At 68.3% G+C, this 25,365-nt stretch carries 19 protein-coding genes and 3 pseudogenes; 9 read left to right on the top strand and 13 right to left on the bottom strand.

The annotated features are described in order from the left end of the window. Both ABDV69_RS03135 and ABDV69_RS03130 read left to right on the top strand, forming a co-directional pair. Positions 1-915: a MerR family transcriptional regulator gene (locus ABDV69_RS03135; RefSeq protein WP_343571877.1), complete on the top strand. Its 915-nt coding sequence runs from the start codon at positions 1-3 to the stop codon at positions 913-915. Beyond that, positions 908-2,041 (top strand): annotated as a pseudogene (locus ABDV69_RS03130) (DUF222 domain-containing protein); the annotation flags it as partial. The gene ABDV69_RS03135 and the pseudogene ABDV69_RS03130, both read left to right, overlap by 8 nt. Here the strand turns inward: ABDV69_RS03130 and hemW are convergent. After that, entirely contained in the window at positions 2,038-3,210 is a 1,173-nt protein-coding gene (hemW, locus tag ABDV69_RS03125; protein WP_343571876.1) for a radical SAM family heme chaperone HemW, read from the bottom strand. The pseudogene ABDV69_RS03130 and the gene hemW overlap by 4 nt on opposite strands. Positions 3,211-3,598: 388 nt before the next feature. On the opposite strand from hemW, the gene ABDV69_RS03120 reads away from it, so the two are divergent. The 3 genes from ABDV69_RS03120 (at position 3,599) to ABDV69_RS03110 (ending at position 6,748) form a co-directional block, all read left to right on the top strand. Next, positions 3,599-5,260, top strand: coding sequence for a nitrite/sulfite reductase (locus ABDV69_RS03120; protein WP_343571875.1), 1,662 nt, complete (start codon positions 3,599-3,601; stop codon positions 5,258-5,260). Further along, positions 5,257-5,988: a phosphoadenylyl-sulfate reductase gene (locus tag ABDV69_RS03115; protein ID WP_343571874.1), complete on the top strand. Its 732-nt coding sequence runs from the start codon at positions 5,257-5,259 to the stop codon at positions 5,986-5,988. The genes ABDV69_RS03120 and ABDV69_RS03115 overlap by 4 nt, the downstream gene beginning before the upstream one ends. Positions 5,989-6,049: 61 nt before the next feature. Beyond that, positions 6,050-6,748: a sirohydrochlorin chelatase gene (locus tag ABDV69_RS03110; RefSeq protein ID WP_343571942.1), complete on the top strand. Its 699-nt coding sequence runs from the start codon at positions 6,050-6,052 to the stop codon at positions 6,746-6,748. A gap of 91 nt (positions 6,749-6,839) precedes the next feature. Here ABDV69_RS03110 and ABDV69_RS03105 read toward each other — a convergent pair whose 3' ends face one another. The 5 genes and pseudogenes from ABDV69_RS03105 to ABDV69_RS03085 all read right to left on the bottom strand — a co-directional run bounded on the left by ABDV69_RS03105 (position 6,840) and on the right by ABDV69_RS03085 (position 11,121). After that, positions 6,840-7,895 carry a TOBE-like domain-containing protein gene (locus ABDV69_RS03105; RefSeq protein ID WP_343571873.1) on the bottom strand — a complete coding sequence of 352 codons (1,056 nt, stop codon included), beginning with the start codon at positions 7,893-7,895 and terminating at the stop codon, positions 6,840-6,842. Between the two features lie 10 nt (positions 7,896-7,905). Continuing rightward, on the bottom strand, positions 7,906-8,724 hold the full coding sequence (gene cysW, locus ABDV69_RS03100) for a sulfate ABC transporter permease subunit CysW (protein ID WP_343571872.1): 819 nt from the start codon (positions 8,722-8,724) through the stop codon (positions 7,906-7,908). Then, a pseudogene (gene cysT, locus ABDV69_RS03095) lies at positions 8,721-9,497 on the bottom strand (sulfate ABC transporter permease subunit CysT); the annotation flags it as partial. The gene cysW and the pseudogene cysT, both read right to left, overlap by 4 nt. Positions 9,498-9,571: 74 nt before the next feature. Then, positions 9,572-10,606 (bottom strand): sulfate ABC transporter substrate-binding protein, encoded by a 1,035-nt coding sequence (locus tag ABDV69_RS03090; protein ID WP_343571871.1) that lies wholly within the window; start codon positions 10,604-10,606, stop codon positions 9,572-9,574. 320 nt (positions 10,607-10,926) lie between these two features. Continuing rightward, positions 10,927-11,121 carry a hypothetical protein gene (locus ABDV69_RS03085; RefSeq protein WP_343571870.1) on the bottom strand — a complete coding sequence of 65 codons (195 nt, stop codon included), beginning with the start codon at positions 11,119-11,121 and terminating at the stop codon, positions 10,927-10,929. A 202-nt stretch (positions 11,122-11,323) separates the two neighbouring features. Between ABDV69_RS03085 and cobN the strand changes: the two genes are divergently transcribed. From cobN to ABDV69_RS03070, 3 genes are read left to right on the top strand one after another with little or no spacing between them, the layout of a single operon-like run. Further along, the gene (cobN, locus tag ABDV69_RS03080) at positions 11,324-14,896 is read left to right on the top strand and encodes a cobaltochelatase subunit CobN (protein WP_343571869.1); all 3,573 of its coding nucleotides are present in this window, start codon (positions 11,324-11,326) and stop codon (positions 14,894-14,896) included. Next, the gene (gene cobF / locus ABDV69_RS03075; RefSeq protein ID WP_343571868.1) at positions 14,889-15,647 is read left to right on the top strand and encodes a precorrin-6A synthase (deacetylating); all 759 of its coding nucleotides are present in this window, start codon (positions 14,889-14,891) and stop codon (positions 15,645-15,647) included. The genes cobN and cobF overlap by 8 nt, the downstream gene beginning before the upstream one ends. Next, positions 15,647-16,378 carry a cobalt-precorrin-6A reductase gene (locus tag ABDV69_RS03070; RefSeq protein ID WP_343571867.1) on the top strand — a complete coding sequence of 244 codons (732 nt, stop codon included), beginning with the start codon at positions 15,647-15,649 and terminating at the stop codon, positions 16,376-16,378. Before cobF ends, ABDV69_RS03070 begins: the two co-directional genes overlap by 1 nt. Here ABDV69_RS03070 and ABDV69_RS03065 read toward each other — a convergent pair. From ABDV69_RS03065 to ABDV69_RS03055, 3 genes are read right to left on the bottom strand one after another with little or no spacing between them, the layout of a single operon-like run. Next, positions 16,367-17,719 carry a cobyrinate a,c-diamide synthase gene (locus ABDV69_RS03065; protein WP_343571866.1) on the bottom strand — a complete coding sequence of 451 codons (1,353 nt, stop codon included), beginning with the start codon at positions 17,717-17,719 and terminating at the stop codon, positions 16,367-16,369. The two genes, ABDV69_RS03070 and ABDV69_RS03065, sit on opposite strands and share 12 nt — an antisense overlap. After that, a complete protein-coding gene (gene cobO, locus ABDV69_RS03060; RefSeq protein WP_343571865.1) occupies positions 17,713-18,327 on the bottom strand; it encodes a cob(I)yrinic acid a,c-diamide adenosyltransferase in 615 nt (204 codons plus the stop codon). The genes ABDV69_RS03065 and cobO overlap by 7 nt, the downstream gene beginning before the upstream one ends. Next, positions 18,327-20,222, bottom strand: coding sequence for a VWA domain-containing protein (locus tag ABDV69_RS03055; protein WP_343571941.1), 1,896 nt, complete (start codon positions 20,220-20,222; stop codon positions 18,327-18,329). Before ABDV69_RS03055 ends, cobO begins: the two co-directional genes overlap by 1 nt. Before the next feature lie 127 nt (positions 20,223-20,349). Here ABDV69_RS03055 and cbiE point away from each other — a divergent pair. Further along, positions 20,350-21,549 (top strand): annotated as a pseudogene (gene cbiE / locus ABDV69_RS03050) (precorrin-6y C5,15-methyltransferase (decarboxylating) subunit CbiE); the annotation flags it as partial. Here cbiE and ABDV69_RS03045 read toward each other — a convergent pair. The 4 genes from ABDV69_RS03045 to ABDV69_RS03030 are packed head-to-tail and all read right to left on the bottom strand — an operon-like array spanning position 21,530 to position 25,357. Beyond that, positions 21,530-22,312 carry an SAM-dependent methyltransferase gene (locus ABDV69_RS03045; protein ID WP_343571940.1) on the bottom strand — a complete coding sequence of 261 codons (783 nt, stop codon included), beginning with the start codon at positions 22,310-22,312 and terminating at the stop codon, positions 21,530-21,532. The pseudogene cbiE and the gene ABDV69_RS03045 overlap by 20 nt on opposite strands. Beyond that, positions 22,300-23,811, bottom strand: a complete 1,512-nt coding sequence (gene cobJ, locus ABDV69_RS03040; RefSeq protein WP_343571864.1) for a precorrin-3B C(17)-methyltransferase — start codon at positions 23,809-23,811, stop codon at positions 22,300-22,302. Before cobJ ends, ABDV69_RS03045 begins: the two co-directional genes overlap by 13 nt. Beyond that, positions 23,808-24,473: a precorrin-8X methylmutase gene (locus ABDV69_RS03035; RefSeq protein ID WP_343571863.1), complete on the bottom strand. Its 666-nt coding sequence runs from the start codon at positions 24,471-24,473 to the stop codon at positions 23,808-23,810. The genes cobJ and ABDV69_RS03035 overlap by 4 nt, the downstream gene beginning before the upstream one ends. After that, entirely contained in the window at positions 24,470-25,357 is an 888-nt protein-coding gene (locus ABDV69_RS03030; RefSeq protein WP_343571862.1) for a nitrite reductase, read from the bottom strand. The genes ABDV69_RS03035 and ABDV69_RS03030 overlap by 4 nt, the downstream gene beginning before the upstream one ends. Between the last annotated feature and the right edge of the window lie 8 nt (positions 25,358-25,365).

Below are 25,365 nucleotides of genomic sequence, written 5' to 3'. Positions count from 1 at the left end.
ATGGCCCCCGACCGACCACCCCGCGCCGAAACCGGCACCATCGCCGGCATTTTGACGAATCTGCGGCGCGCACCCAAACGCGTCCGGCGCCAGTCGCGGGAGGTCGTCGAAAATGCGGTGTCGCAGTTGTTCGACGCGGCGGTCCGTTACCCGCACGGTGCACTCGGTTCCCGGGAATATCGCATCGAAGATCTCGCCCGGTTGGCCGGCACCACCACCCGCAACATCAGGGTGTACCGCGACCGCGGGCTCTTGCCGCCACCGCTGCGGGTCGGGCGGATCGCGCTGTTCAACGACACCCATCTGACCCGGCTGCGGCTGATCACCTCGATGCTCGACCGCGGCTACACCATCGCTCACGTCCGGGAGATGCTCAGCGCGTGGGAAGAGGGCAAGGATCTCGGCGATGTCCTCGGTCTGGAAACAGCCATCGTCGGAAACTGGACTAGTCAAAAATCCCGGACCATGCCGCTGGCCGACGCGCAACAACTCATCAACGACACCGAGGCCTTTGACCGTTTGGTGACTCTGCAGGTGATCCACGTCGACGACGGGCAGGCCACCATCACCCGCCCGAAGCTGATCGACGCGTTCAACGAGATCCGCGGCTACGGCATGACCATGGAGACACTCGTCGACCTGCACGAGAACATCTCACCGTTGATCGACCAGATCAGCGAGATGCTGGTGCGCGCCGGGGCCGAGCACGTCGCCGACCGGATCAAACCCGGGGAGGCCTTGCCGGCCGACACCGAAATCGCCGAGCTGATCACGATGTTGGTGCGATTCCGGACCCAGGCCGTGTCGTCGGTCACCGCGACCTTGGCGTCGTCGATCGAGACGACCATCGAGTCGTTGGTCAGCAAGATTCTGGCCGAGTACCTCGAACGCTCACCCGAGGCCGATGTCGGCTAAGACTGGCGCCGGAGTGCCGGCCGCGAAGCGGGGCCGCGGCGTAGCCAGCGAAATCGCCCTGGCCCGACGCGATTCGCCGGCCCGCGGCAGTCGGCATCTCGGCTTCGCGAAGGCACTGGTCTATGAGATGCCACATACGTTGGCCGCTTTGGAGCAAGGTCAGCTGTCGGAGTGGCGGGCCACCCTGATCGTGCGCGAAAGCGCCGGCCTGGACATCGAAGACCGGCGGTCACTGGACGCCGAATTATGCGGCGATCCAGCCGGCCTGGACGGAATGGGCGATGCCCGGGTGGCGGCGGCGGCCAAGGCCATCGCCTACCGCCTCGATCCGCACGCGGTCGTCGACCGCGCCGCCAAAGCTGAAAACGAACGGACGGTGAGCATCCGGCCCGCGCCCGATACGATGACCTACCTCACTGCGCTTTTGCCGGTAGCACAGGGTGTCTCGGTGTACGCGGCACTGCGACGGGAGGCCGATAGGTGCGCCGACGGGCGATCTCGGGGCCAGGTAATGGCCGACACACTGGTCGAGCGCGTTACCGGGCGAAGCGCCGCGGCTCCGACGCCGATCGCCGTCAATCTGGTGATCTCCGACGAAACGCTGCTGGGCGGCGGCACTGAGCCCGGCGATATGTGCGGCTACGGCCCGATCCCGGCCGCCGTCGCGCGCGGACTGATCTCGGGTGCCGTCACCGACGCACGATCCCGGGCCACGCTGCGCCGGCTTTATACCCATCCAGCTTCGGGTGGCTTGGTGGCGATGGAGTCACGAGCCCGGCTGTTTCCTCGCGGGTTGGCGGCCTTCATCGGGCTCCGCGATCAGCGCTGCCGTACGCCCTACTGCGATGCACCGATCCGCCACCGCGACCACGCCCGACCGTGGGCTCATGGCGGGAAGACCTCGGCCGGCAACGGCCTGGGCCTGTGCGAACGATGCAACTACGTCAAACAGGTCGATGGCTGGAGCGTCGTACCAGATACCGACCAAAATCATAGGCACACAGCACAATTCAGTACACCATCCGGTGCGCAATATCGGTCGGCGGCACCCCCGCGGGCCCCGACGATCACGATCAACAAAATGGAAACCCGCATTGGTATCGCACTAGCTCGGCATGCGACCTAGCCGAGCAGATTACGCACGACGCCGTCGGCGAGCAGCCGCCCACGATTGGTGAGCACCAACCGCTCGCCTTCGCGCACCAACAAGCCGTCCTGGATGGCGGTGTCCGCACGCCCGCGCTCGGCCTCGTCCAGCAATTCGGTGGACAGTCCCTGACGCAGCCGAATTCTCAGCAGCACATCCTCGGTGTGCCGGCTGGCAGCGTCCAGTTGCTCGAAGCCAGCCACCGGCAATGTTGCATCGCCCAAAAGCTGCGCATATGCGTTGGGGTGCTTGACATTCCACCAGCGGGCGCCACCGACAAAGCTGTGCGCGCCCGGGCCGGCGCCCCACCACTGCCCGCCGTCCCAGTAGCCCAGATTGTGGCGGCACTCCCCACCGGGACGACTCCAGTTCGACACCTCGTACCACCCGAACCCAGCCCTCGAGAGACGCTCGTCCGCCAGCTCGTAGCGATGCGCGAGCACGTCGTCATCCGGGGCGGCCAATTCGCCACTGCGTACCCGGCGCGCCATCGCGGTCCCGTCTTCGACGACGAGGGCGTACGCAGACACATGATCGACGCCGGTCTCGATCGCAGTGTCGACCGAGCGCAGCAGATCGTCGTCGGTCTCCCCCGGCGTGCCGTAGATGAGGTCGAGGCTGACGTGCTCGAATCCCTCGGCCAGCGCCTCGCGGGCCGCCGCCGCCGACCGGTTCGGCGTGTGGATCCGGTCGAGTACGCCCAGCACGTGCGGCGCGACCGACTGCATGCCCAGCGACACCCTGGTGCAGCCGGCCGCGCGGGCGGCCGCGAAAAAGTCCGGCCACGCCGACTCGGGGTTCGCCTCGGTACTCACCTCCGCGTCGGTGGCCAGCTCGAAGTTGTCCCGCACCGACTGCAGCAACTGGGTCAGGCGCTGCGGGCCCAGCAGCGACGGTGTCCCCCCGCCGATGAAGACGGTCTGCACGGTCGGTCCGTCGAGCCGCCCGGCGGCCAGCTCGAGCTCGGCGGCCAGCACCTGCAACCACGCGTCGGGGTTGACGCCGCCCAACTCCGCCGGCGTATAGGTGTTGAAGTCGCAGTAGCCGCAGCGGGTAAAGCAGAACGGCACGTGAACATAGATGCCGAATGGCCCGTCGGTGGTCAACCGCAGATCGGGAAGACCGACCGGCGAAGTGGATGGCGTCACGCCTTCCTAATATCCCGGAGTTCGCGTTCAACCTCCAGGGCAGGCCGCCTCGGAGATCCGTGCAGCAAAATCGGAGAAAGCATTGCGGCAACACTCAGGCTTGGTCGGTAGCGTCGAACGTATGAGTCAAATTCGCACCTGTTAGCTGTGGCCAGCGACATCCGTGGCACAATGGAGCGCGTGACCGTTGCCCACCTCCGACAGAACCGTATCGCGTTGGTGGCGCGCCGTCACGTCGACTTCAAGCGTGTTTGCAGCTGTCGCTGTCTGGCTTGATTCCGTAGACCCGACCACCTGATTCCAGCTGGCTCCCGGATCTGCGCCGCCGGGACAGCCACCGGTGGTTTGCGTAGTCCGTGTCGCCTACTCCGTCCAAGGAGACTGCCGCATGACGTCACCCCGTCCCACCAAAAGCCAGGGGCAGTGGGCGCTCGGTGAGCGCGAACCGCTCAACTCCAACGAGCAGTTCAAGAAGGACGACGACGCACTCAATGTGCGAGACCGAATCGTGAACCACTACGCAGAAGCCGGCTTCGACAGCATCGACAAGAACGATCTGCGTGGGCGGATGCGGTGGGCAGGGCTCTATACCCAGCGTGAGCAGGGGTACGACGGCAGCTTCACCGGTGACGAGAACATCGACCTGCTCGAGGCCAAGTACTTCATGATGCGGGTGCGTTGCGACGGCGGGGCAATCTCGACCGCGGCGCTGCGCACCCTCGGCGAGATCTCGGTCGAGTTCGCCCGCGACACCGCCGACATCTCCGACCGGGAAAACGTGCAATACCACTGGATTCGAATCGAGGATGTGCCCGCGATCTGGGAGCGGCTGGCCGCCGTAGGACTGCAGACGACCGAGGCATGTGGCGACTGCCCCCGGGTGGTGTTGGGCTCGCCGCTGGCCGGTCTGTCGCTCGACGAGGTGCTCGACCCGACACCGGCGGTCGACGAGATCGTCCGCCGTTACATCGGCAACCCGGAGTTCTCGAACCTGCCGCGCAAGTACAAGACCGCGATCTCGGGCCTGCAGGACGTCGCACACGAGATCAACGACATTGCCTTCATCGGCGTCAACCATCCCGAGCATGGTCCCGGACTGGACCTGTGGGTGGGCGGCGGCCTGTCCACGAATCCGATGCTGGCGCAACGGGTCGGCGCGTGGGTGCCCTTGGACGAGGTCCCCGATGTCTGGGAGGCCGTCACCTCGCTGTTCCGTGACTACGGTTACCGACGGCTACGGGCCAAGGCGCGGCTCAAATTCCTGATCAAGGACTGGGGCATCGAGAAATTCCGCGAAGTGCTCGAAACCGAATACCTCAAGCGCAAACTCATCGACGGCCCAGCTCCTGAACCGCTCGCCCGCCCGATCGACCATGTGGGCGTGCAGAAACTGAAGAACGGGCTCAACGCCGTTGGCGTCGCGCCGATCGCCGGCCGGGTGTCCGGCACGATCCTGGCCGCGGTCGCCGACCTCGCCGAACAGGCCGGATCGGACCGGGTGAGCTTCACCCCGTACCAGAAGCTGATCGTCCTCAATGTCGCCGACGACAAGCTCGACGCGTTGATCGCCGGCCTGGACGCGCTGGGGTTGCCGTCGCGGCCGTCGCACTGGCGTCGAAACTTGATGGCCTGCACCGGAATCGAATACTGCAAGCTATCTTTCGCCGAGACCCGGGTGCGTTCTCAGTCGCTGGTGCCCGAACTGGAGAACCGACTCGAAGACCTCAACGCGCAACTCGACGTGCCGGTCACGGTGAACATCAACGGCTGCCCGAACTCGTGTGCTCGCATCCAGATTGCCGATATCGGATTCAAGGGCCAGATGGTCGACGACGGCGACGGGAATTCCGTCGAGGGGTTCCAGGTTCATCTTGGCGGGAGCCTGGGGCTCGACAGTGGTTTCGGGCGAAAACTACGGCAGCACAAGGTCACCAGCGACGAGCTGGGCGACTATATCGAACGCGTGGTGCGCAACTTCGCCAAGCAACGAGACGGTAACGAGCGTTTCGCGAACTGGGCGCTGCGCGCCGAGGAGGCAGATCTGCGATGACCAACCCGACCGAAGCAGAATTACGCGAGCTGGCCGAAAACGGGGCCGCAGAGCTGAAAGGCGCCAGCGCCCGCGATCTGTTGCGCTGGACTGACGAGAACTTCGGCGGTGTCGGCGGGCCCCGGTCGTCTGCCACCTGCAACTACGTGGTGGCCTCCAACATGCAGGACGCCGTGCTGGTCGACCTGGCGGCCAAGGTCCGTCCCGGGGTGCCAGTGCTGTTCTTGGACACCGGATATCACTTCGTGGAGACCATCGGCACCCGCGACGCGGTGGAGGCGGTTTACGACATCCGGGTGCTCAACGTCACGCCCGAGCACTCCGTGACGGAGCAGGACGACTTGTTCGGCAAAGACCTGTTCGCCCGTAAGCCCAGCGAATGCTGCCGGATGCGCAAGGTCGCGCCGCTGGGTAAGGCGCTGCGCGGCTACTCCGCCTGGGTGACCGGTCTGCGGCGGGTCGAGGCACCGACTCGGGCCAACGCCCCGTTGATCAGCTTCGACGAGGCGTTCGGGCTGGTGAAGATCAACCCGCTGGCCGCCTGGTCTGACGACGACGTGCAGACCTACATCGACGACAACGATGTACTGGTCAATCCGCTTGTCTACGAGGGTTACCCGTCGATCGGTTGCGCGCCGTGCACGGTCAAGCCGGTCGAGGGCGCCGATCCGCGTAGCGGGCGTTGGCAGGGGTTGGCGAAAACCGAATGCGGGCTGCACGCGTCGTGACTACCCGCGCCGGCGACGATCGACAGGGCAGTGCGATCCGAAATGAGCAGGAGGAGTGGCGCTGACTACCCTCGTGCTGGCCGCGCATGGCAGCGCAGATCCGCGATCGGCCGCCAATGCGCGGGCCGTGGCCAATCAGATCCGCTTCATGCGGCCCGGCCTGCGGGTGCGTGTCGCGTTCTGCGACCTGAACACGCCTCGCCTGCCTGACGTGCTCACCCCCGACGCGGTGGTCACGCCGTTCCTGCTGGCCGATGCTCATCACGCGCGGATCGACATCCCGCACCAGATCGCCAGTTGCGGTATGCCCGTGCGGCAGGCCGAGGTGCTCGGCGAGGACGACCGTCTGGTGTCCGTGTTGCGTGAGCGGCTTGCCGAACTCGGCGTCGACAGGTGTGACCCGGAGTTGGGTGTGGCCGTCGTCGCGATCGGCTCGACGCACGCCGCGGCGAACGCCCGGACCGCGACGGTTGCAGACAAGCTCGCTGTGGGCACTCAGTGGGCTGCTGCGACAACGGCATTCGCTACCGGGAAGGGGCCGACACCGGCCGAGGCTGCTGCAGAGTTGCGCCGCCGTGGCGCCCGTCGGGTGGTCATCGCGCCGTGGTTCCTGGCGCACGGCCGGCTGACCGATCGGGTCGCGGCGTTCGCTGCGGCGGAAGGCATGCCGATGGCAGCGCCGCTCGGTGGGCATCGCCTTGTCGCGGAAGCGGTTTTGGATCGCTTCGACACGGCGGTCGCGCTGAGCGCCGCGGCCTGACCCGCAGTTACACCTGGACGCCTGGTCGCCGGGCACGAAGTGGCGCACTTCACTGCCGACCGCGTCGGCTCGATCAAACTCCGACCGGCTTTCAGCTGGAGCTCACCGTAATCTGGTCAACTTCGGCATTGTTGTGCGCCAACGCATCTGCCGGGATGATCGGCACCCGGGTGGCACGCACGTAGACGGTGTCGCCGTCCTTCAGAGCGAGCGCTTCGGCGTCACCACGGGTGATCTGAGCGGTGAACGGCCCTCCGGTGGCGGCGTTGGTCAGCTCGACCCGCACCTCGAAGCCGAGCATCACCACCCGGTCGATGGTCGCCCGGACGACGCCGGTGGATCCGGCCGTGCCGTCGTCGGCCACGATCGCCATATCCGGACTGCGACCCACCCGGATGTCGTGCGGTCGAACAAGACTGCCGTTCAACGACGAGACCGCACCGAGAAACGACATCACGAACGCGTTGGCCGGGGCGTCGTACACCGCCTGCGGCGATCCGATCTGTTCGATGCGTCCATCTTTGAGCACCGCGATCCGGTCCGCCACATCCAGCGCCTCGGCCTGGTCGTGGGTGACCAGCACGGTGGTGACGTGCACCTCGTCGTGCAACCGGCGCAACCAGGCGCGCAGGTCGTCGCGAACCTTTGCGTCGAGGGCCCCGAAAGGTTCGTCGAGCAGCAGCACCTGCGGGTCGACGGCCAGCGCGCGCGCCAGGGCCATCCGCTGGCGCTGACCGCCGGAAAGCTGACTGGGGTAACGGGTTTGGAATCCGCTGAGCCCCACCACTTCGAGCAGATGGTCGACTTTCTCGGCAATCTCGGCCTTCGGTCGACGACGGATCTTCAACCCGAAGGCCACGTTGTCGCGAACGCTCAGGTGTTTGAAGGCGGCGTAATGCTGGAACACAAAGCCGATTCCGCGGCGCTGCGGCGCGATCCCGGTGACGTCGCGGCCGTTGATCGTGACCGTTCCGCTGTCGGGTTGATCGAGTCCGGCTATGGCCCGCAGCAGGGTCGACTTACCCGATCCGCTGGGTCCGAGCAGTGCGGTCAACGAGCCGGCCGGCACGTCGAAGTCGACGTTGTCCAGTGCGACGAAGTCGCCGTAGCGTTTGTTGGCGCCTCGCACGGTGATTGCGTTAGTCATTGCTCCCCTGTCATGGCTGCTCGGCCGTCCGGGTGCGGCGAGCATCGAGAATCACCTGAACGAACAGGACCAATACCGAAACCATCATCAGCAGCGTCGAAAGCGCGTACGCGCCGTACTCGGCGCCCCGGCTGTAACGGTCGGCCACCAGCAGCGTCAGCGTCTGCGATTGCCCCGGCAGGTTCGACGACACCATGATGACCGCGCCGTATTCGCCCAGCGTGCGGGCGATCGTCAACACGACGCCGTAGGTCAGACCCCACCGGATCGACGGCAGGGTGATCCGCCAAAACGTCTGCCACCAATTCGAACCCAGCGTCGCGGCGGCCTGCTCTTGGTCGTCACCCAACTCGTGCAGCACCGGTTCGACTTCGCGCACGACGAACGGCAGCGTCGCGAAAATGCTGGCCAGCACGATGCCCGGCAAGCCGAAGATGATCCGGAAGCCGAAGTCCTTTTCGACGAACCCGAATAGTCCCGCCGATCCCCACAACACGATCAACGCCACACCGACCACCACCGGTGACACCGCGAACGGCAGGTCGATGATCGCCTGCAACACACCCTTGCCGCGGAATCGGTTGCGCGCCAGCATCAATGCGGTCGGAATGCCGAAGAGCACGTTGAGCGGGACTACGATCGCCACCACCAGCAAAGACAAGTTCAGCGCCGATACCGCCGCCGGCGTGCTGATCCAGTCGAAGAATTGGCCGATGCCGGGCTGGAAGGTCCGCCACAGGATCAGCCCGACCGGAACCACCAGCAGCACCGCCACATAGGCAAGGGCCAGCAGCCGCAGCAGGTAGCGAACCGAGGGCGAGAGGTTCACGCCGACAACTCCTCACGCTTGGCCGCACGCGATCCAAAAGTGCGCAGCACGAAGAGGACCACAAACGAGATCAACAGCAGAACAAGCGATATCGCAGCCGCGCCGGTGCGGTCGTCGTTTTCGATCAGGGTACGGATCCATTGTGAGGAGACTTCGGTCTTACCCGGCACCGCGCCGCCGATCAGCACGACGGAGCCGAATTCGCCGACAGCCCGCGCGAATGTCAACCCCGCACCGGTCAACAGGACCGGTGTCAGCGACGGCAGCACCACGGTGGTGAAGATCGTCGCGTTGTTGGCACCCAGTGACGCGGCCGCTTCTTCGGTCTCGTGGTCGATCTCGAGCAGCACCGGTTGCACGGCCCGCACCACAAACGGCAGCGTCACGAATGCCAACGCCACACCCACACCCCATCCGGTGTGCTGTAGATGCAGGCCGACCGGACTGTGATTTCCATAGAGCGCCAACAGCACCAGGCTGGCCACGATCGTCGGCAACGCGAACGGCAGATCGATGATCACGTCGACAAGCCGCTTTCCGGGAAAGTCGTCGCGCACCAGGACCCAGGCGATCAGCAGGCCGAAGAACATGTTCAGCACGGTGACGCCCGCAGATATCGTCAGCGTCACCCGGAAGGATTCGATGGCGGCGTTCGAGCTGACCGCCAGCCAGAACGCGTCCCAGCCGCCGCCGACCGACTGCCAACAGATCGCAGCCAGTGGCAGCAGCACGATGACCGACAGCCACACCACCGAAATCCCGACCCGCAGTGACGTGCCGTTGTTGACAAGTTTGTTGCGGCCCAACGGTTTACCGCGACCGGCGGTTCCGGCGATGACCGCCGCCGTCATCCGGTGGCCTGCGTGTAGATCTTGGTGATACTGCCCGTCTTCTTGTCGAACAGCTGCGCGTCCACCGAGGACCAGCCGCCGAGATCGGTGATGGTCCAAAGCTTTTCCGGTGCCGGGAACTGATCGCGGACGTCGGCGGCAACCGCGGGGTCGACCGGTCGGAAGCCGGCGGCCGCCCAGATTTTTTGGGCGTCCGCCGTGTACTGGAAGTTCTTGAATGCCACAGCGGCATTCAGGTGCTGGCTGCTGATCACCACGGCCACCGGGTTCTCGATCTTGATGGTCTGTGGCGGATTGACGTGGGTGATCGGCTTTCCCTGCCGCTCGGCGGTGATCGCCTCGTTTTCGTAACTGATCAGCACGTCACCGCTGCCCTGAACGAACACGTCGGTGGCTTCGCGTCCAGACCCGGGGCGCAGTTTGACGTGCCGGCTGACCAGCTTGTCGACGAAGTCGAGACCTGCCTGCGGATCACGGCCGCCGCCGCTTTTGACGGCGTACGGCGCAAGCAGATTCCACTTTGCCGAGCCGGAACTCAGCGGGCTGGGCGTGACGACATCGACATCGGGCCGTAGCAGGTCGTCCCAGTCCTTGATGTTCTTCGGGTTTCCCGGTCGCACCACCAGCGTCACGACCGATCCGAACGGGATTCCTTTAGTTGCGTCGGAGTCCCAGTCCTTGGCGACCTTGCCCGCCTTGACCAGTCGGGTGATGTCGGGTTCTACCGAGAAGTTGACGATATCGGCCGGCTTGCCGTCGACAACGCCGCGGGACTGGTCGCCTGCGGCGCCGTAGGAGGCGACCACCTGGATGTCCTTGCCTGCCGGCGAGGAGTTGAACGCCGGGATCACCTTGCTCCAGCCGGGCTCGGGCACCGAATAGGCGACCAGCGTGATGCTGGTGTTCGCACCGGTGCCGCCGCCGCCGACGACGTCGCCGGCACCTCCGTGACACCCGACGATCAGGCCAGCACTGAGGGTCAACGCGACAACATGCCGCCACGCAGGAGGTTTGTTGTTGTCGTCGAACAATGGTCGACCTTTCGGAAAGTGTGCTTGGCGTCTGACGGCGATCCCGTTGCGAATATCACGTGATTTTCGGCGCGCGGGCAGAATGTCAGCGACAACAATGCACGTCAGCGACGGCGCAATCGCCCACGGCAATCAGTGCCACGATGTGGCACTCGGTACTGCCGGACGCTGCGTGCATGGCCGCATCGTAACAGAATGCTGTGCCCCAGCAGCCGAAGCCGATGCAGGTCAGCGCGTCAACAACCAGGCGACGAGGACCAATACGACCAGCGCAACCAGTATCAGGGTGACCCGCGATCGGGGCATTCCGGTGTTTGCGCTCATCCCGACCCGTCTTCGCTGTGGCGCACTCGTTTCATCAGGGTGATCCCGCGCCCCAACGCCGCGTCCAGTCCCGCCGCGATCACGTAGGCCAACGCCAGCACCACCGGTATCACCACGATGGCCTGGAGGACGAACCCCAGGCCAGACAGCCACAGCTCGACGCCGTCCCACCAGCTGAGGATCGCGTTCATCGGGCTCACCCTATTCGGCACGCTCAGCGATTCCAACCGGCTCGCCTGGGCTCATGCGCGACGACCCGCAGCACGCAGCTCCGCTGCGCTTGCGATCGCCACTGGGCTCATCCGCGACGACCCGCAGCACGCAGCTCCGCTGCGCTTGCGATCGCCACTAAGCTAATGCGCGCACGTGTCGTGGCAACAGGAACGGAACCTCGTGAATCATCGGATCGCGTTGCTGTCCACCTCGGACACCGACCTGCTCTCGGCGCGCGCGTCGCTCGCCGCCTACAACCTGGGCAACCCGGCGCGTCAGAGCATCGAGGACTCACTCGGCGACGCCGAGGTGGTGGTGCTTCGGGTGCTGGGCTCTTCGGCGGAGATGGCCGGAGAACTCGCCGCCCTGCGGGCCACCGGTCTGCCGCTGATCGTGCTCGGCGGCGAACGCGCGCCCAGCGCCGAATTGATGGAATGCTCGACGGTCCCCATCGGGCTTGCGGCGCAAGCGCACTCGTACCTTGCCGAAGGCGGACCGGCCAATCTCGCTGCGCTCCACGCGTTTTTGTGCGACACCGTGTTGCTGACCGGCCAGGGATTCGACGAGCCGGTGGTGATCCCCGAGTGGGGCTACGCCCAGCGGCCCACCGTTGCAGGCGGCGCGCGGGTCGGCGTGCTGTACTACCGGGCCCACGAGGTCAGCGGCAACTCCGGCTTCGCCCATGCGCTCGCCGACGCGATCGATGCCACCGGCAGCGCGGTCGGCGTCCCGATTTTCGCGTCCTCGCTGCGCAATGCACCCGACGAATTGTTCGGCGCGCTGGCCACTCTGGATGCCGTCGTGGTCAGCATGTTGGCGGCCGGCGGGTCGAAGTCGGCCGCCGCCGGCGCGGGCGAAGACGACTCCTCATGGGACATCGAGCGCATCGCCGCGATGAACATCCCGGTGCTGCAAGGTCTGTGCTTGACGTCGTCCCGCGAGGAGTGGGAGGCAGGCGACGAGGGCGTCACCCCGCTCGACTCGGCGACACAGATCGCGATCCCGGAGTTCGACGGGCGCATCATCACCGCGCCGTATTCCTTCAAGGAGATCGACAACGACGGCCTCCCGCACTACGTGGCCGACGCGGAGCGCTGCGCGCGGGTCGCCGCCATCGCGGTCAACCACGCGAAACTGCGGCGGATACCCAACGCGGACAAGAAGCTCGCGTTGGTGCTGTCGGCCTATCCCACCAAGCATTCCCGGGTCGGCAACGCCGTCGGCCTGGACACCCCCGCGTCCGCGGTCCGGCTGCTGCGGCGCCTCAGGCAGGACGGCTACGACGTCGGCGATGGCTTCGGTGTGCTGGGCCTCGAGGACGAGACGCAGGCCGGCGACCGGCTGATGCACACGCTGATCGACGCCGGCGGCCAGGACGAGCAGTGGCTGACCACCCGGCAGGTCGACGGCGCGCAGGTGAAAGTGACGGCGGCGCAATACGCCGAGTGGACTTCCGCCCTGCCCGTCGAGTTGCGCAATGCGATGGCCGAGAAGTGGGGCCCGGCGCCGGGACGGTTGTTCGTCGACGACGCCGGCGATCTGGTGATCGCCGCGCTGCGGTCGGGCAACGTCGTGCTGATGATCCAGCCGCCGCGCGGATTCGGTGAAAACCCGGTGGCGATCTACCACGACCCCGACCTGCCGGCCAGCCATCACTACCTGGCGGCGTACCGGTGGCTGGAACACGGTTTCGGCGCGCACGCGGTGGTGCATCTGGGCAAGCACGGCTCGATGGAGTGGCTGCCGGGCAAGAACGCCGCGCTGTCGGCGGCCTGCGCCACCGATGCGGTGCTGGGGAATCTGCCGCTGATCTACCCGTTTTTGGTCAACGATCCCGGCGAGGGCGCGCAGGCCAAGCGGCGTGCGCACGCCACCATCGTCGACCATCTGATCCCGCCGATGGCCCGCGCCGAAAGCTACGGCGACATCGCCCGGCTCGAGCAGTTGCTCGACGAGTACGGCAACATCGCGGCGATGGACCCGGCCAAGCTGCCGGCCATCCGCGGCGAGATCTGGAACCTGATGCGCGCCGCGGAGATGCACCGCGACCTCGGGCTCGACGACCGGCCCGACGACGAGGAGTTCGACGACTTCCTGCTGCACGTCGACGGCTGGCTGTGCGAGATCAAGGACGCCCAGATCCGCGACGGGCTGCACGTACTGGGCAAAGCGCCGACCGGACCCGCACGGGTCAACCTGGTGCTGGCCATCCTGCGGGCCGCCCAGGTCTGGGGCGGCCAGGACCATGCCGTCCCCGGCTTGCGCACCGCCCTCGGGCTGAAAGACGGCGCCGAGACCACCGCGGTCGACGAGATCGAGAGTCGCGCACGCGCCTTGGTCGAGGCGATGGACGCCGCCGGCTGGGACGCCGCCGCGGTCGACGCGCTACACGAGGCGCCGGACGTTCGGGCGTCGCTGCGATTCGCCGCGACCGAGGTCGTGCCGCGGCTGTCGGGCACGGCGGGTGAGTTGGACGCCGTCATGCAAGCTCTGGCAGGTGGCTTCGTGCGGCCCGGCCCGTCCGGCTCACCGCTGCGGGGTCTGGTCAACGTGCTGCCCACCGGCCGCAACTTCTACACCGTCGACCCGCGAGCAGTGCCGTCCCGACTGGCCTGGCAGACCGGTCAGGCGATGGCCGAATCGCTACTTCAGCGCTACCTCGACGACACCGCCACCTACCCCGAATCGGTCGGGCTGTCGGTGTGGGGCACCAGCGCGATGCGCACCTCTGGCGACGACATCGCGGAAGTGTTGGCGCTGCTGGGCGTTCGGCCGGAGTGGGACGAGGCGTCGCGGCGGGTCAGCCGGCTGGAGGTGATTCCGCTCGACGAACTCGGACGCCCGCGCATCGACGTGACGATCCGCATCTCCGGCTTCTTCCGTGACGCTTTTCCGCACGTGGTGACGATGCTCGACGACGCGGTGCGGATGGTGGCGCTGCTCGACGAGTCCGACGAGGACAACTACGTGGCCGCCCACGCGCGCACCGATCTCGCCGACCACGGTGACGAGCGACGCGCCACCACCAGGGTTTTCGGTTCCAAGCCGGGCTCCTACGGAGCCGGCATCCTGCAGGTCGTCGAGGCGGGCACCTGGCGCGACGACAAGGACCTGGCCGAGGTCTACACCGCCTGGGGCGGGTTCGCCTACGGACGCGGCCTCAACGGCAGCGCCGCTGCCGATGACATGCGCACCAACTACGCGCGAATCAAGGTGGCGGCCAAGAACATCGACACCCGCGAACACGACATCGCGGACAGCGACGACTACTTCCAGTACCACGGCGGCATGATCGCGACGGTGCGCGCGTTGACCGGGTCTGATCCCAAGGCTTACGTGGGTGATTCGACCACACCCGATGCGGTACGCACCCGCAGCCTGGCCGAGGAGACCGCGCGGGTGTTCCGGGCCCGGGTGGTCAACCCGCGCTGGATTTCGGCGATGCGCAGACACGGCTACAAAGGCGCCTTCGAACTCGCCGCCACCGTCGACTACCTGTTCGGCTTCGACGCCACCGCGGGCGTCGTGCACGACTGGATGTACGAAAAGCTGGCGCAGTCCTACGTTCTGGACCCGCAGACCCGGGAGTTCCTCGACAAATCCAACCCGTGGGCGTTGCACGGGATGGTCGAGCGGCTGCAGGAGGCCGCCGACCGCGGACTGTGGGCCGATCCGTCGCCGGACACGCTCGCCGCGTTGCGGCAGGCCTACCTGGAGGTGGAGGGCGACATCGAGGACCGCGCCGGTGCCTGAACGCATCCGGGTGCGCATCCTGGGGGTCGGCATGGGACCGGCGCACGTCACCCCGGAAGTGGCCGAGGCGCTGCGGTCGGTCGACTACGTGCTGGCCGCCGACAAGGGCTCCGACGACGGACTCCTGGCGCTGCGACAGGCAATCCTCGACGCGCACACCGACGGCTCGGTAGACGTTGTGCCGGTGCCTGATCCGGAGCGTGATCGATCGACCGGGCTGACCGATGAAGGCTATCAGCGCGCGGTGGCCGACTGGCACGATGCCCGCGCCACTGCCTACGCCGAGGTGCTGCGGGCACGCGGCGGTAGCGCGGCGTTCCTGGTGCTGGGCGATCCGTCGCTGTACGACTCGACCATCCGGGTGGTCGAGAAGATTCAAACCTTGGGTGTGCCTGTCGAATTCGACGTGTTACCGGGAATCAGCGCCCCGCAACTGCTCGCTGCCCGGCACGGCATCGTATTGCACGAGGTGGGCCGCTCGGTACACCTCACCACCGGCCGGCTGCTGCAGGAGGCCGTCGCCGCCGGGCAGGACAACATTGTCGCCATGCTCAACCCGCCGCCGGAGCGGCTCGACCTCACCGGTCTGGACGACTGGTCGGTGTGGTGGGCGGCCAATCTGGGAGCTGCGGGCGAGCGTCTGGCTTCGGGGCGGCTCGGCGATGTCACCGGGCAGATTGCCGACGCCCGTTCGCAGGCTCGCGCCGCGGCCGGCTTCGTAATGGACATTTACTTGCTGCGACGGCGCTGATGTCTCGCCGCGTGCTGCTGCTGGGCGGGACGGCGGAAGCGCGCGCGCTGGCCGCGCGACTGGTCGCCGACGGGGTCGACGTGACGAGCTCACTGGCCGGCCGGGTCGCGCGGCCGAGGATGCCCGACGGTCAGGTACGGGTCGGCGGGTTCGGCGGTGTCGACGGGCTGCGAAAGGCGTTGCGCGACTTCGACGTCGTGGTCGACGCCACCCATCCCTTCTCGACGACGATCTCCGCCAACGCGGTGCAAGCCTGCGCCGACGAAGCGGTGCCGCTGCTGCGCCTGCAACGACCCGGCTGGGCCGATCGGGCCACGCCGTCCTGGCATTGGGTGAGCTCACACTCGGCGGCCGCCGAGGAGGCCCGACGGCTGGGCAGCCGGCCGCTGCTGACGGTCGGCCGCCAGCAGTTGGCGGCCTTCGTCGGTGCGCTCGGCGGGTTGGCGGTGGCGGCGCGCGTCGTGGACGAACCGGACGTCGCGCTGCCCCCGGCGTGGCAGCTGATTCACGATCGCGGGCCCTACGCGCTGCCGGGCGAGTTGGGGCTGCTGGCTGAGCATCGCGCGGATGTGTTGGTCACCAAGGACTCTGGTGGTGAGTACACCTGGCCGAAGATGCAGGCGGCCGAGGAGTTGGGCATCCCGGTCGTCGTGGTGCGCCGGCCCGCGGTTCCGGCGGGCGTACCGATGGTGTCCGGTGTCCAGGACGCCGTGCATTGGCTACGCGGATAGGTTGTGCACGGCCCGCGCGAAGCGTTGCGCCAGCGCGGGATAGCCGGCCCAATGGGTGTGCAGGTAGGCCGCGTGCAGTGTCGGCGTGCCGAAACCGTCGGGGCCCGCGGGCAGCTGCCACGCCGGCCGGCCTTGCGCCGCGGAGGTTTTCGTGCGGTGGAATTCGTGTCCGGTGACTTTCGTGCCTTTTTCGGCGAGCACCGAATCCGCCGGGCTGGCGGCGGTGCGGTAGCCGAGGGTGAGCCGCGGCGTCATCGCGGCATCGGCGGGCACCGCACCGACCATCGGCGTGCCGTCCAGCGAGCGGCACAGGTAGAGCAGCCCGGCGCACTCGGCGACCGTCGGCACCCCCGAAGCAATAGCGGACCGTAATTCCGCTGTCAGGCAACGGTTCCCGGCGAGTTCGGCGGCGTGCACCTCGGGGAAACCGCCACCGAGGTAGATGCCGGCGGTGCCCGCGGGCAGAGTCGCGTCTACCAGCGGGTCGAATTCGACCACGTCGCATCCGGCAGCCCGCAGCAGTTCTTCGGTTTCGGCGTAGCGGAAGGTGAAGGCGCGTCCGCCGGCGATCGCGACGACACGGCGGCCTGGTGAGGGCGGCTGGACTTCCCGCGTCGGATCCCACCGCGGCTCGGGTAACGCCGCGGCGGCACGAGCGAGGCCCAGCACCGCGTCGATATCGACATGCACCGCAATCACGTCCGCCATCCGTTTGAGGGTCTGCCCGGACTCGGCGCGTTCGGCGGCGGGCACCAGGCCCAGGTGCCGGGACGGCGTTTCGATGCCGTCGTCGCGGGGCAGGACGCCCAGCACCGGAATCCCGGTCGAGGCCAAGGCGTCGCGGACCTCGTCGGCGTGTCGCGCGCTGCCCGCCTTGTTGAGGATCACGCCCGCGATGCGGACCGACGGGTCGAACGCCGCCATACCGGCGATCGCCGCCGCGTGCGTGCGCGCCGCGTGCGAGATGTCGACGACCAGCAACACCGGAGATTTCGTCAGCGTGGCGACGTGGGCGGTGGATGCCTCGCCGGCGGTACCCAACCGCCCGTCGAAAAGCCCCATCACGCCCTCGATGACGGCGACGTCGGCCGACCGTGCGCCGTGCAGCAGCAGCGGGACGATCCGGCCTTCGCCGACCAGGAACGGGTCGAGATTGCGGCCCGGCCGCCCGGTGGCCAGCGCATGGTAGCCGGGGTCGATGAAGTCAGGCCCCACCTTGTGGCCGGACACCGTCAAGCCGCGCGCAGCCAGTGCGGCCATCAACCCGGTTGCGACAGTGGTCTTTCCGTGCCCGGATCCGGGCGCGGCGACGACGATGCGAGGAAGCGCGACGGCTACCACTCGATGCCCCGCTGGCCTTTCTGGCCGGCGTCCATCGGGTGCTTCACGTTGGCCATCTCGGTGACCAGGTCAGCGATCTCGATCAGCTTCGGGTCGGCATTGCGGCCGGTGATGACGACATGCTGGTGGCCGGGCCGGGTAGCGAGGGTGTCGACGACGTCGTCGATGTCGACCCAGCCCCACGTCATCGGGTAGGTGAATTCGTCGAGCACGTAGAGGTCGTGGGTTTCGGCGGCGAGGCGGCGCTTGATCTCGGCCCAGCCGGCCGCGGCTTCCTGCGCATGGTCGACCTCGGTGCCCGCCTTGCGACTCCACGACCAGCCCGACCCCATCTTGTGCCATTCGACGGGACCGCCCTCGCCGGTCTCGGCGTGCAGCGCGCCCAGTCGTTCCAGCACGGTCTGCTCGCCGATGCGCCACTTGGCCGACTTGACGAACTGGAACACCCCGATGCGAAACCCCTGATTCCAGCCGCGCAACGCCAATCCGAATGCGGCGGTGGACTTTCCCTTGCCGTCGCCGGTGTGCACCATCAGCAGCGGCCGGTTGCGGCGTTGGCGTGTCGTGAGCTTGTCGTCGGGTACGGCCGACACTTGCCCCTGCGGCATCACGCCGCCCCGGGGGTTGTCGCGCCGCGGACGATGTCCGCCAGCGCCTGCGCGTTCACCTGGGCAAGCGGCACGTGCTCGGCGCGCAGATGCCGAGCCAGGTTGGCCGCCAGACCCATTCGCATCCGGCCGCTTTCGCAGTCGACGACGATGCTGGAGACTCCGTCGTTCACCAGCAGCGCCGCGGCCTGCTGAGCCCGACCCACCGGGTCCTGGCCCGCGGTGGCCCTGCCGTCGGTGACGACGACGAGCAGCGGCCGCCGACTCGGATCACGCAGCCGTTCGCGTTGCACCACCTCGGCCGCCTTCATCAGCCCCTCGGCGAGCGGTGTCCGACCACCGGCCGGCAGCCCGTCCAGTCGCTTGGCCGCGACGTCGACCGAACCGGTTGGCGGAAGAGCGATCTCGGCTGCCCGGTCGCGGAAGGTGATGACACCGACCCGGTCGCGACGCCGGTAGGCGTCCAGCAACAGCGACAGGATGGCCGTCTTGACCTGACGCATCCGCTCGCGGGCGGCCATCGACCCGGAGGTGTCGACGACGAACATCACCAGGTTGGCTTCGCGTCCCTCGCGGACGGCGCCACGAAGATCGCCGGGCTGCAGGAGGAGCCGACCGCCGCCGCGGCCGCGAGCGACTTGATGCGGCGCGGCGGCCCGCACGGTCTCCACCAGGTGGATGCCCGACTCGCACCGTGGACTGGCCCCGGTGCGCCGGCCCGTCGTCGTCCGGGCGCGGCTCCGACGACCGGCATGCCCGTCCCCCACGCCGCGGACCGCGAAAAGCGTTGTCCGGTAGGGCTCGCCGGCTCCGACGGGTGGCGCCGATGTCGGACCCTGCCGGCCGCCGGCAGAGTGTGGTTCGACGTCGCGGGGATCCTGCCCGCCGCCGGGGTGGTCGGGATCGGTGTCGGGTTCGGGGCCTGGGCCGGTGTCGGGAGGCAGCAGCTGGTCGAGTTCGTCGTCGTCGAGCCCGGGCGTGTCGAAGGGATTGCGCCGACGGCGATGTGGCAATGCGAGTTTCGCGGCGGCCCGCAGGTCGTCGATGTTCGGGTGTTCGCGGTCGTGCCACGCCGCATGGGCGGCGGCCGCCCGCGCCATCACGATGTCGGCGCGCATGCCGTCGACGCCGGCGGCCGAGCAGACTTCGGCGATGGTGAGCAGTGCCGCGTCGGTCAGCTGAATCCGGGGCAGGATCGACTGCGCCTGCCGAATCCGATTGCGCAGCCGCTCTTCGGCATTCGCATATCGGGCGCGGAAGGCCTGCGGGTCGGCGTCGAACTGCAGGCGTCGGCGCACCACCTCGGCGCGCTGTGCCGGGTCCCGCGGCGCGGCGACCTCGACGGTGAGGCCGAAGCGGTCGAGCAGTTGTGGCCGCAGCTCACCCTCTTCGGGATTCATCGTGCCGACGAGCACGAACTTCGCCGCATGCGTCACCGATATGCCGTCGCGTTCCACGGTGACGGCGCCCATCGCGGCTGCGTCGAGCAGCAGGTCGACCAGGTGGTCGTGCAACAGGTTGACTTCGTCGACGTAGAGGATTCCGCGGTGCGCCTTGGCCAGCAGGCCGGGTTCGAAGTGCACCGCGCCGTCGCTCAGCGCCTGCTTGAGGTCGATCGATCCCGCCACCCGGTCCTCGGTGGCGCCCACCGGAAGTTCGACCAGTCGCACCGGTCGGGTCTGCACCGGCGCGTCGACGCTGAACGTCCCATCCGGCGAGGCCGGACTCGGCTGGGCCGGGTCGGTGGAAAAGCGGTCCCCGGCAATGACGTCGATGGGCGGCAGGATCTGGGTCAGCGCCCGCACCAGGGTCGACTTCGCGGTGCCCTTCTCGCCGCGCACCAGCACACCGCCGATGCCGGGATCGACGACGCTGAGGACAAGCGCCAGCGCCATGTCGTCGAGCCCACCGGGGGCATCGGGGTCGCCCCCGACGACGGCGGGAAACGGGTACAGCGGACTAGCAGGGGGCACAGTGCGACTCCGCTCGTGGTTGCGAGGCGTTTACGCTAGCATCGCCGCCGTGCCGACCTCTGACCTGCGGGTAACCGTCGTCGGCGTCGGCGCCGACGGGTGGGCAGGCCTGACGCCGGCCGCGCAGGCCGTCATCGGCTCCGCGGACGTGGTGCTGGGCGGTCCGCGTCAGCTGGGTCTGCTGCCCGCCGCGGCCGGCCGGAACCACCAACCATGGCCGTCCCCGCTGAGCGCTGCGCTGCCGGAATTCCTGACCCAATTCGCCGGCCGGCGGGTGGTCGCGCTGGCATCCGGCGACCCGATGTGCAGCGGCATCGGCACCACGCTGGTCGACCTGTTGGGCGCCGACCGGGTCACGGTCATCGCGCATCTGTCGTCGGTGACGCTCGCCCGGGCGCGGCTCGGCTGGTCCGCCGAATCCACCGCGGTGGTCAGCGTTGTCGGCCGCGACGTGCACGCGGTGCTGCGGGAACTGGCCCCCGGGCGCCGGGTGCTGGTGCTGTCGTCGGATGAGAAAACCCCTGCGGCCCTTGCCGCGTTGCTGGTCGCTCGCGGATACGGCGCGAGCCGGTTCATCGTGCTGGGCAACCTCGGCTGCGACGGCGAAGCGGTCGCAGAGTCGACGGCCGGCGACTTCGCCGGCGACGCGCCGCGACTCAATGTCGTTGCGCTGCAACTGAACGGACCACTGCTGACGGGGTGGGCGCCCGGTTTGCCCGACGACGCCTTCGAGCACGACGGTCAACTCACCAAGCGGGATCTGCGCGCCGCCGCCCTGGCCCGCCTGCTGCCCGCGCCCGGCCAGCTGTTGTGGGACGTCGGCGCCGGTGCGGGCTCGGTCGGCATCGAGTGGATGCGCGCTCATCCGACGTGCCGGGCCGTTGCCGTGGAGGCCGATCCGCGGCGGGCCGAACGGATCGCCCGCAACGCGCGGACGCTTGGTGTGCCCGCGCTGCACGTGGTCTACGGCACAGCTCCGGAATCGTTGCACGACTTGGCTTCTCCCGACGCGGTGTTCGTCGGCGGTGGCGCCAGTCGGCCCGGCGTCGTGCAGAGCTGCCTCGACGCGCTGCCCAGCGGCGGGCGGCTCGTCGTGCACGGGGTGACGGTACAGACCGAGGGGCTGCTCGCCGCGGCCTACGCCGAGCATGGCGGCGAGCTCACCCGCATCCACGTCGAGCACGCCGCGCCGGTCGGGTCGTTCACCGGCTGGACCCCGGCCCGCGCGGTCACGCAGTGGTCGTTGACGAAGTGGCCGGCCGATCACGCTGCGGGGCGTACAAGTGACTCTCCCCCGCCCGCGGATCGGCACCCAGTGCTCGACCCACCAGGATCACCGCGGCCCGGGTGAGGCCGGCCGCGGTGACCTGGTCGGCGATGTCGGCGACGGTGCCGCAGATGACCAGCTCCCTGGGCTGCGACGCCCGGTACACCACGGCCACTGGACAATCCGGGCCATGCGTCGGCGTCAGCTCGTCCATCAATCCGCGGATAGCGGTGACGGCCAGGTGCAGTACCAGAGTTGCACGGGTCGCCGCGAACGCGGCCAGCGACTCAGTGGCCGGCATCGCGGTCGAGCGCGCCTGGGTCCGCGTCAGCACGACCGACTGCGCGACCAGCGGGACGGTGAGCTCGCGACCGACGCGTGCCGCCGCGGCGGCGTAGGCCGGTACGCCCGGTGTGATCTCCCATGGCACGCCGGCCGAGTCGAGCCGACGAGTCTGCTCCGATACCGCGCTGTACAACGACGGATCGCCCGACACCAACCGGACGACCCGTCGGCCGCCGCGGTGCGCCTCGATGATCCGGGCGACGATCTCGTCCAGATTCAGGTTCTGCGTGTCGATCAGATCGGCTGTCGCAGAGCAACTCTGCAGCACGCCGGGGTCGAGGTAGCTTCCCGGGAACAAGACGGTGTCGGCGGCCGCGAGCAGCCGGGTGGCCCGGACGGTCAGCAGGTCGGCGGCGCCCGGTCCGGCGCCGACGAACTGCACGGCGCTCACCGCACCCACCGGGGTGTCCACACGCGGCCTTTCGGTGTGATTCTGGTGCTTGACGCGCCTACCAAGACAAGGGTTTTCATGTCGACGGCGTCGGCGTCGAGCTCACCCAGCGTCGTGACGGTCAGCGATTCCTCGGCCCGCCCGACGTCGCGTCCGACGACGACGACGGTATCCGCGCGCCGATGTTCGAGCAGGATGTCGCGGGCCAGCTTGATCTGGTCGGGGCGGGACCGCGAGGCCGGGTTGTAGATGGCCAGAACGAGGTCGGCGTCGGCGACGGCGCGCAGTCGCTGCTCGATCACCGACCACGGCTTGAGCCGGTCCGACAGGCTCAGCACCGCGAAGTCGGCACCCAGCGGAGCCCCGGCCAACGCGGCCACGGCGTGCACAGCCGAGACGGCGGGTAACACCCGGATCGCAACGTCGGCGAATCGCTCGTCCTCGGCGGCTTCGAACACCGCCGAGGCCATCCCGAACACTCCTGCGTCGCCGCCGGAGACGACGGCCACCGATTCGCCGCGTGCCGCGAGGTCGAGCGCGAAGCGTGCCCGGTCAACTTCGACGGTGTTACCGGATGCATGCCGCTGCAGGCCGTCCCGCTGCGGCACCCGCGCCAGATACGGCGCGTAGCCGACCACATGCCGCACCCGGGCCAGCGCGGCCGAGGCCTCCGGCGTCATCCAACAGTCCGGCCCGGGACCCAAGCCGACGACGAGAAGCTCGGCTATTCCGGTGGAAACCGTTGCAGAGCTTGATTCTTCGACCATGACGCGGGACCGCGGGCCATTGATCGAATCGCCGTTGACCACGATCAGCGACAGGTACGGGACGGTCGATTCGTCGACGTCGGCGACCGGCATCCAGCGCTGCTGCGGGTGACTGGCCCGCTCGACGTACATCGCGTGATCGAGACGCCCGGCAGCGGCGAGCGCGCGGCGTACGGCCGGAAAGGTGCGGCCCAACTTCATGATGATCGCGCCGTCGGTGTCGGCCAGTCGCCGCGCAAGTTCGGCTTCCGGCAACGTCCCGGGCAACACGGTCAGCACGTCGGTCTGGCGAACCAGCGGGGAGGCCACAGCCGCCGTCGCGGCGGTGAACGCCGGTATACCGGGGATGATCTCGGTGCGGAACCGGGCGCTGAGCCGGTCGTGCATGTACATGAACGAGCCGTAGAACAGCGGATCCCCTTCGGCCAGCAGGGAAACGGAACGGCCGGCATCCAGATGCGCGGCGAGCCTGGCAGCCGATTCCTCGTAGAACTCGGCCAGCGCTCCGGCGTACCCGCCGGGATGATCGGTCGTCCCGGTGGTCAGCGGGTAGCGCAGTTCCACCTCGATGGCGTCGGCCGGGATCAAGCCGGCCGCGATGGTTCGCGCGTAGGACTGCCTGTTCACGCCGGCGTGGTAGGCGATCACGTCGGACTCGCCGATGATGCGCGCCGCTTTGCGGGTGATCAGCTCGGGATCTCCTGGGCCCAAGCCGATTCCGTAGAAGCGGGCGGCGCTCACTCGACCTCCGAGGCCAACGCATTGACGGCCGACGACGTGATCGCCGAACCACCGCGCCGTCCGCGCACCGTCACGAACGGGATGTCGATACCGTGGTCGCGGGACAACGATGCGAGGGCGTCCTTGGATTCGGCGGCGCCGACGAAGCCGACCGGGCACCCGACGATCGCCGCGGGCCGGGGCGCGCCGTCGATCAGCATCTCCAGCAGGTGGAACAGCGCGGTCGGGGCGTTGCCGATGGCCACGACCGCGCCATTGAGCAGCGGTTCCCACAGCGAGACGGCGGCCGCCGTGCGGGTGGTGTTCCACTCCTTCGCCAAAGCGGGCACACCAAGTTCGTCGAGAAAGCAGTGCACCTCGTTGGCGGCGGGTAGCCGGCCGGCGGTGATGCCGGTGGCGACCATGCGGGCATCGCACAGGATGGGCGCGCCGGATTGCAGCGCCGCGCGCGCGGCCGGCACCAGCGCGGGATGCACGATCAGGTCGTCGACCAGGTTTGGTTGCCCGGTGCCGTGGATCATTCGGACAGCCAGCTTTTCGGCTTCGGCCGGCACGCGGGTCAGGTCGGCTTCGCGGCGGATGGTGGCGAACGAGTCCGCGTAGATCGCGGGGCCGTCGGCGATGTAGTCGTAGCGTCGGGTCGGCCGGCTCGTCTGGGTCACTTCCAAACCTCCGGGGCGTTCGGGACCAGGACGCCGCGCCACGGTGTGACGACGACATGGCCGGCAGCGGCGGCGCTTTCGAGCAGCGAGTGGACCAGATCGGGGGTCACGACGCCGTCCTCGGCGGGCACGTGGGTGCCGCCGGGCACTTTGCCATAAGCCAGCGGCGGGGCCGCAGCGGGGATGCGCGAGTCGGCGGGCACCGGTGGTTGCAGCCCCCGGGGCAGTTCGTGAATGTGCCACGGCGCCTCGGCGCCGGTTCCCCGTGCGTCGAGGAATCGGGACGCCAGATCGGCCAGCCGGTCCGCGATTTCACCCACCGGCACGACCGCTCCCCAGTGATCGCCCACCCGCAACTGGGCCGCGTCGTCGCCCAGCGCCACACAACCCAGGTCGGTGCCACGGTTTCCGGTGCCGGTGAGGCGGTCCAGCAGATCGCCGCGACCGTCGTCGAGGGTGAACAGGAACCGCCCCGGCAGTAGGCCGAGGCGAGGGTTCGCGCACAGCAGGGTGTCGAGATGCGCGATCGTCGGGCGCAGGTCGGCGCGGCCGCCGGCCAGGCCGGTCTGCGGTGAGGCAAGCACGTTCCTCACGAGTTCGTGGGTGCGCGTTGGTAGTAGGCCGGTGGACCCGATCGCGGCGAGCACGTCGTCGGTCAACTGAGGGCCATCACCGGGCAGGCCGCGCAGTTGCAGATTGGCCCGGCTGGTCAGGTAGATGGCACCGTCGGCGAATCGCCTGCTGATCTCCGACAGGCGTTGCAGCGCCGTCGTGGGAAGCCGGCCACCCATCAGCCGGATGCGAATCAGCAGCCCGTCGTCGGCCTGCCACGGGCGCCACACGCCGGGACACATGTCGGCCCGGGTGCGAGTCTCTGGGGTCATCGGCTGTC

Source organism: Mycobacterium sp. (genome assembly GCF_039583785.1).
Classification (GTDB): Bacteria; Actinomycetota; Actinomycetes; order Mycobacteriales; family Mycobacteriaceae; genus Mycobacterium.
This window is presented reverse-complemented; position numbering and strand designations above follow the sequence as displayed.

Excerpts from the sequence above, each read along its gene's own strand:
- cobO (WP_343571865.1), bottom strand. The coding sequence starts at position 18,327 with ATGCCGCAGGGGCAAGTGTCGGCCGTACCCGACGACAAGCTCACGACA.
- ABDV69_RS03055 (WP_343571941.1), bottom strand. The coding sequence starts at position 20,222 with ATGGCGCTGGCGCTTGTCCTCAGCGTCGTCGATCCCGGCATCGGCGGT.
- ABDV69_RS03115 (WP_343571874.1), top strand. The coding sequence starts at position 5,257 with ATGACCAACCCGACCGAAGCAGAATTACGCGAGCTGGCCGAAAACGGG.
- ABDV69_RS03085 (WP_343571870.1), bottom strand. The coding sequence starts at position 11,121 with ATGAACGCGATCCTCAGCTGGTGGGACGGCGTCGAGCTGTGGCTGTCT.
- ABDV69_RS03070 (WP_343571867.1), top strand. The coding sequence starts at position 15,647 with ATGTCTCGCCGCGTGCTGCTGCTGGGCGGGACGGCGGAAGCGCGCGCG.
- ABDV69_RS03105 (WP_343571873.1), bottom strand. The coding sequence starts at position 7,895 with ATGACTAACGCAATCACCGTGCGAGGCGCCAACAAACGCTACGGCGAC.
- ABDV69_RS03030 (WP_343571862.1), bottom strand. The coding sequence starts at position 25,357 with ATGACCCCAGAGACTCGCACCCGGGCCGACATGTGTCCCGGCGTGTGG.
- ABDV69_RS03135 (WP_343571877.1), top strand. The coding sequence starts at position 1 with ATGGCCCCCGACCGACCACCCCGCGCCGAAACCGGCACCATCGCCGGC.
- ABDV69_RS03120 (WP_343571875.1), top strand. The coding sequence starts at position 3,599 with ATGACGTCACCCCGTCCCACCAAAAGCCAGGGGCAGTGGGCGCTCGGT.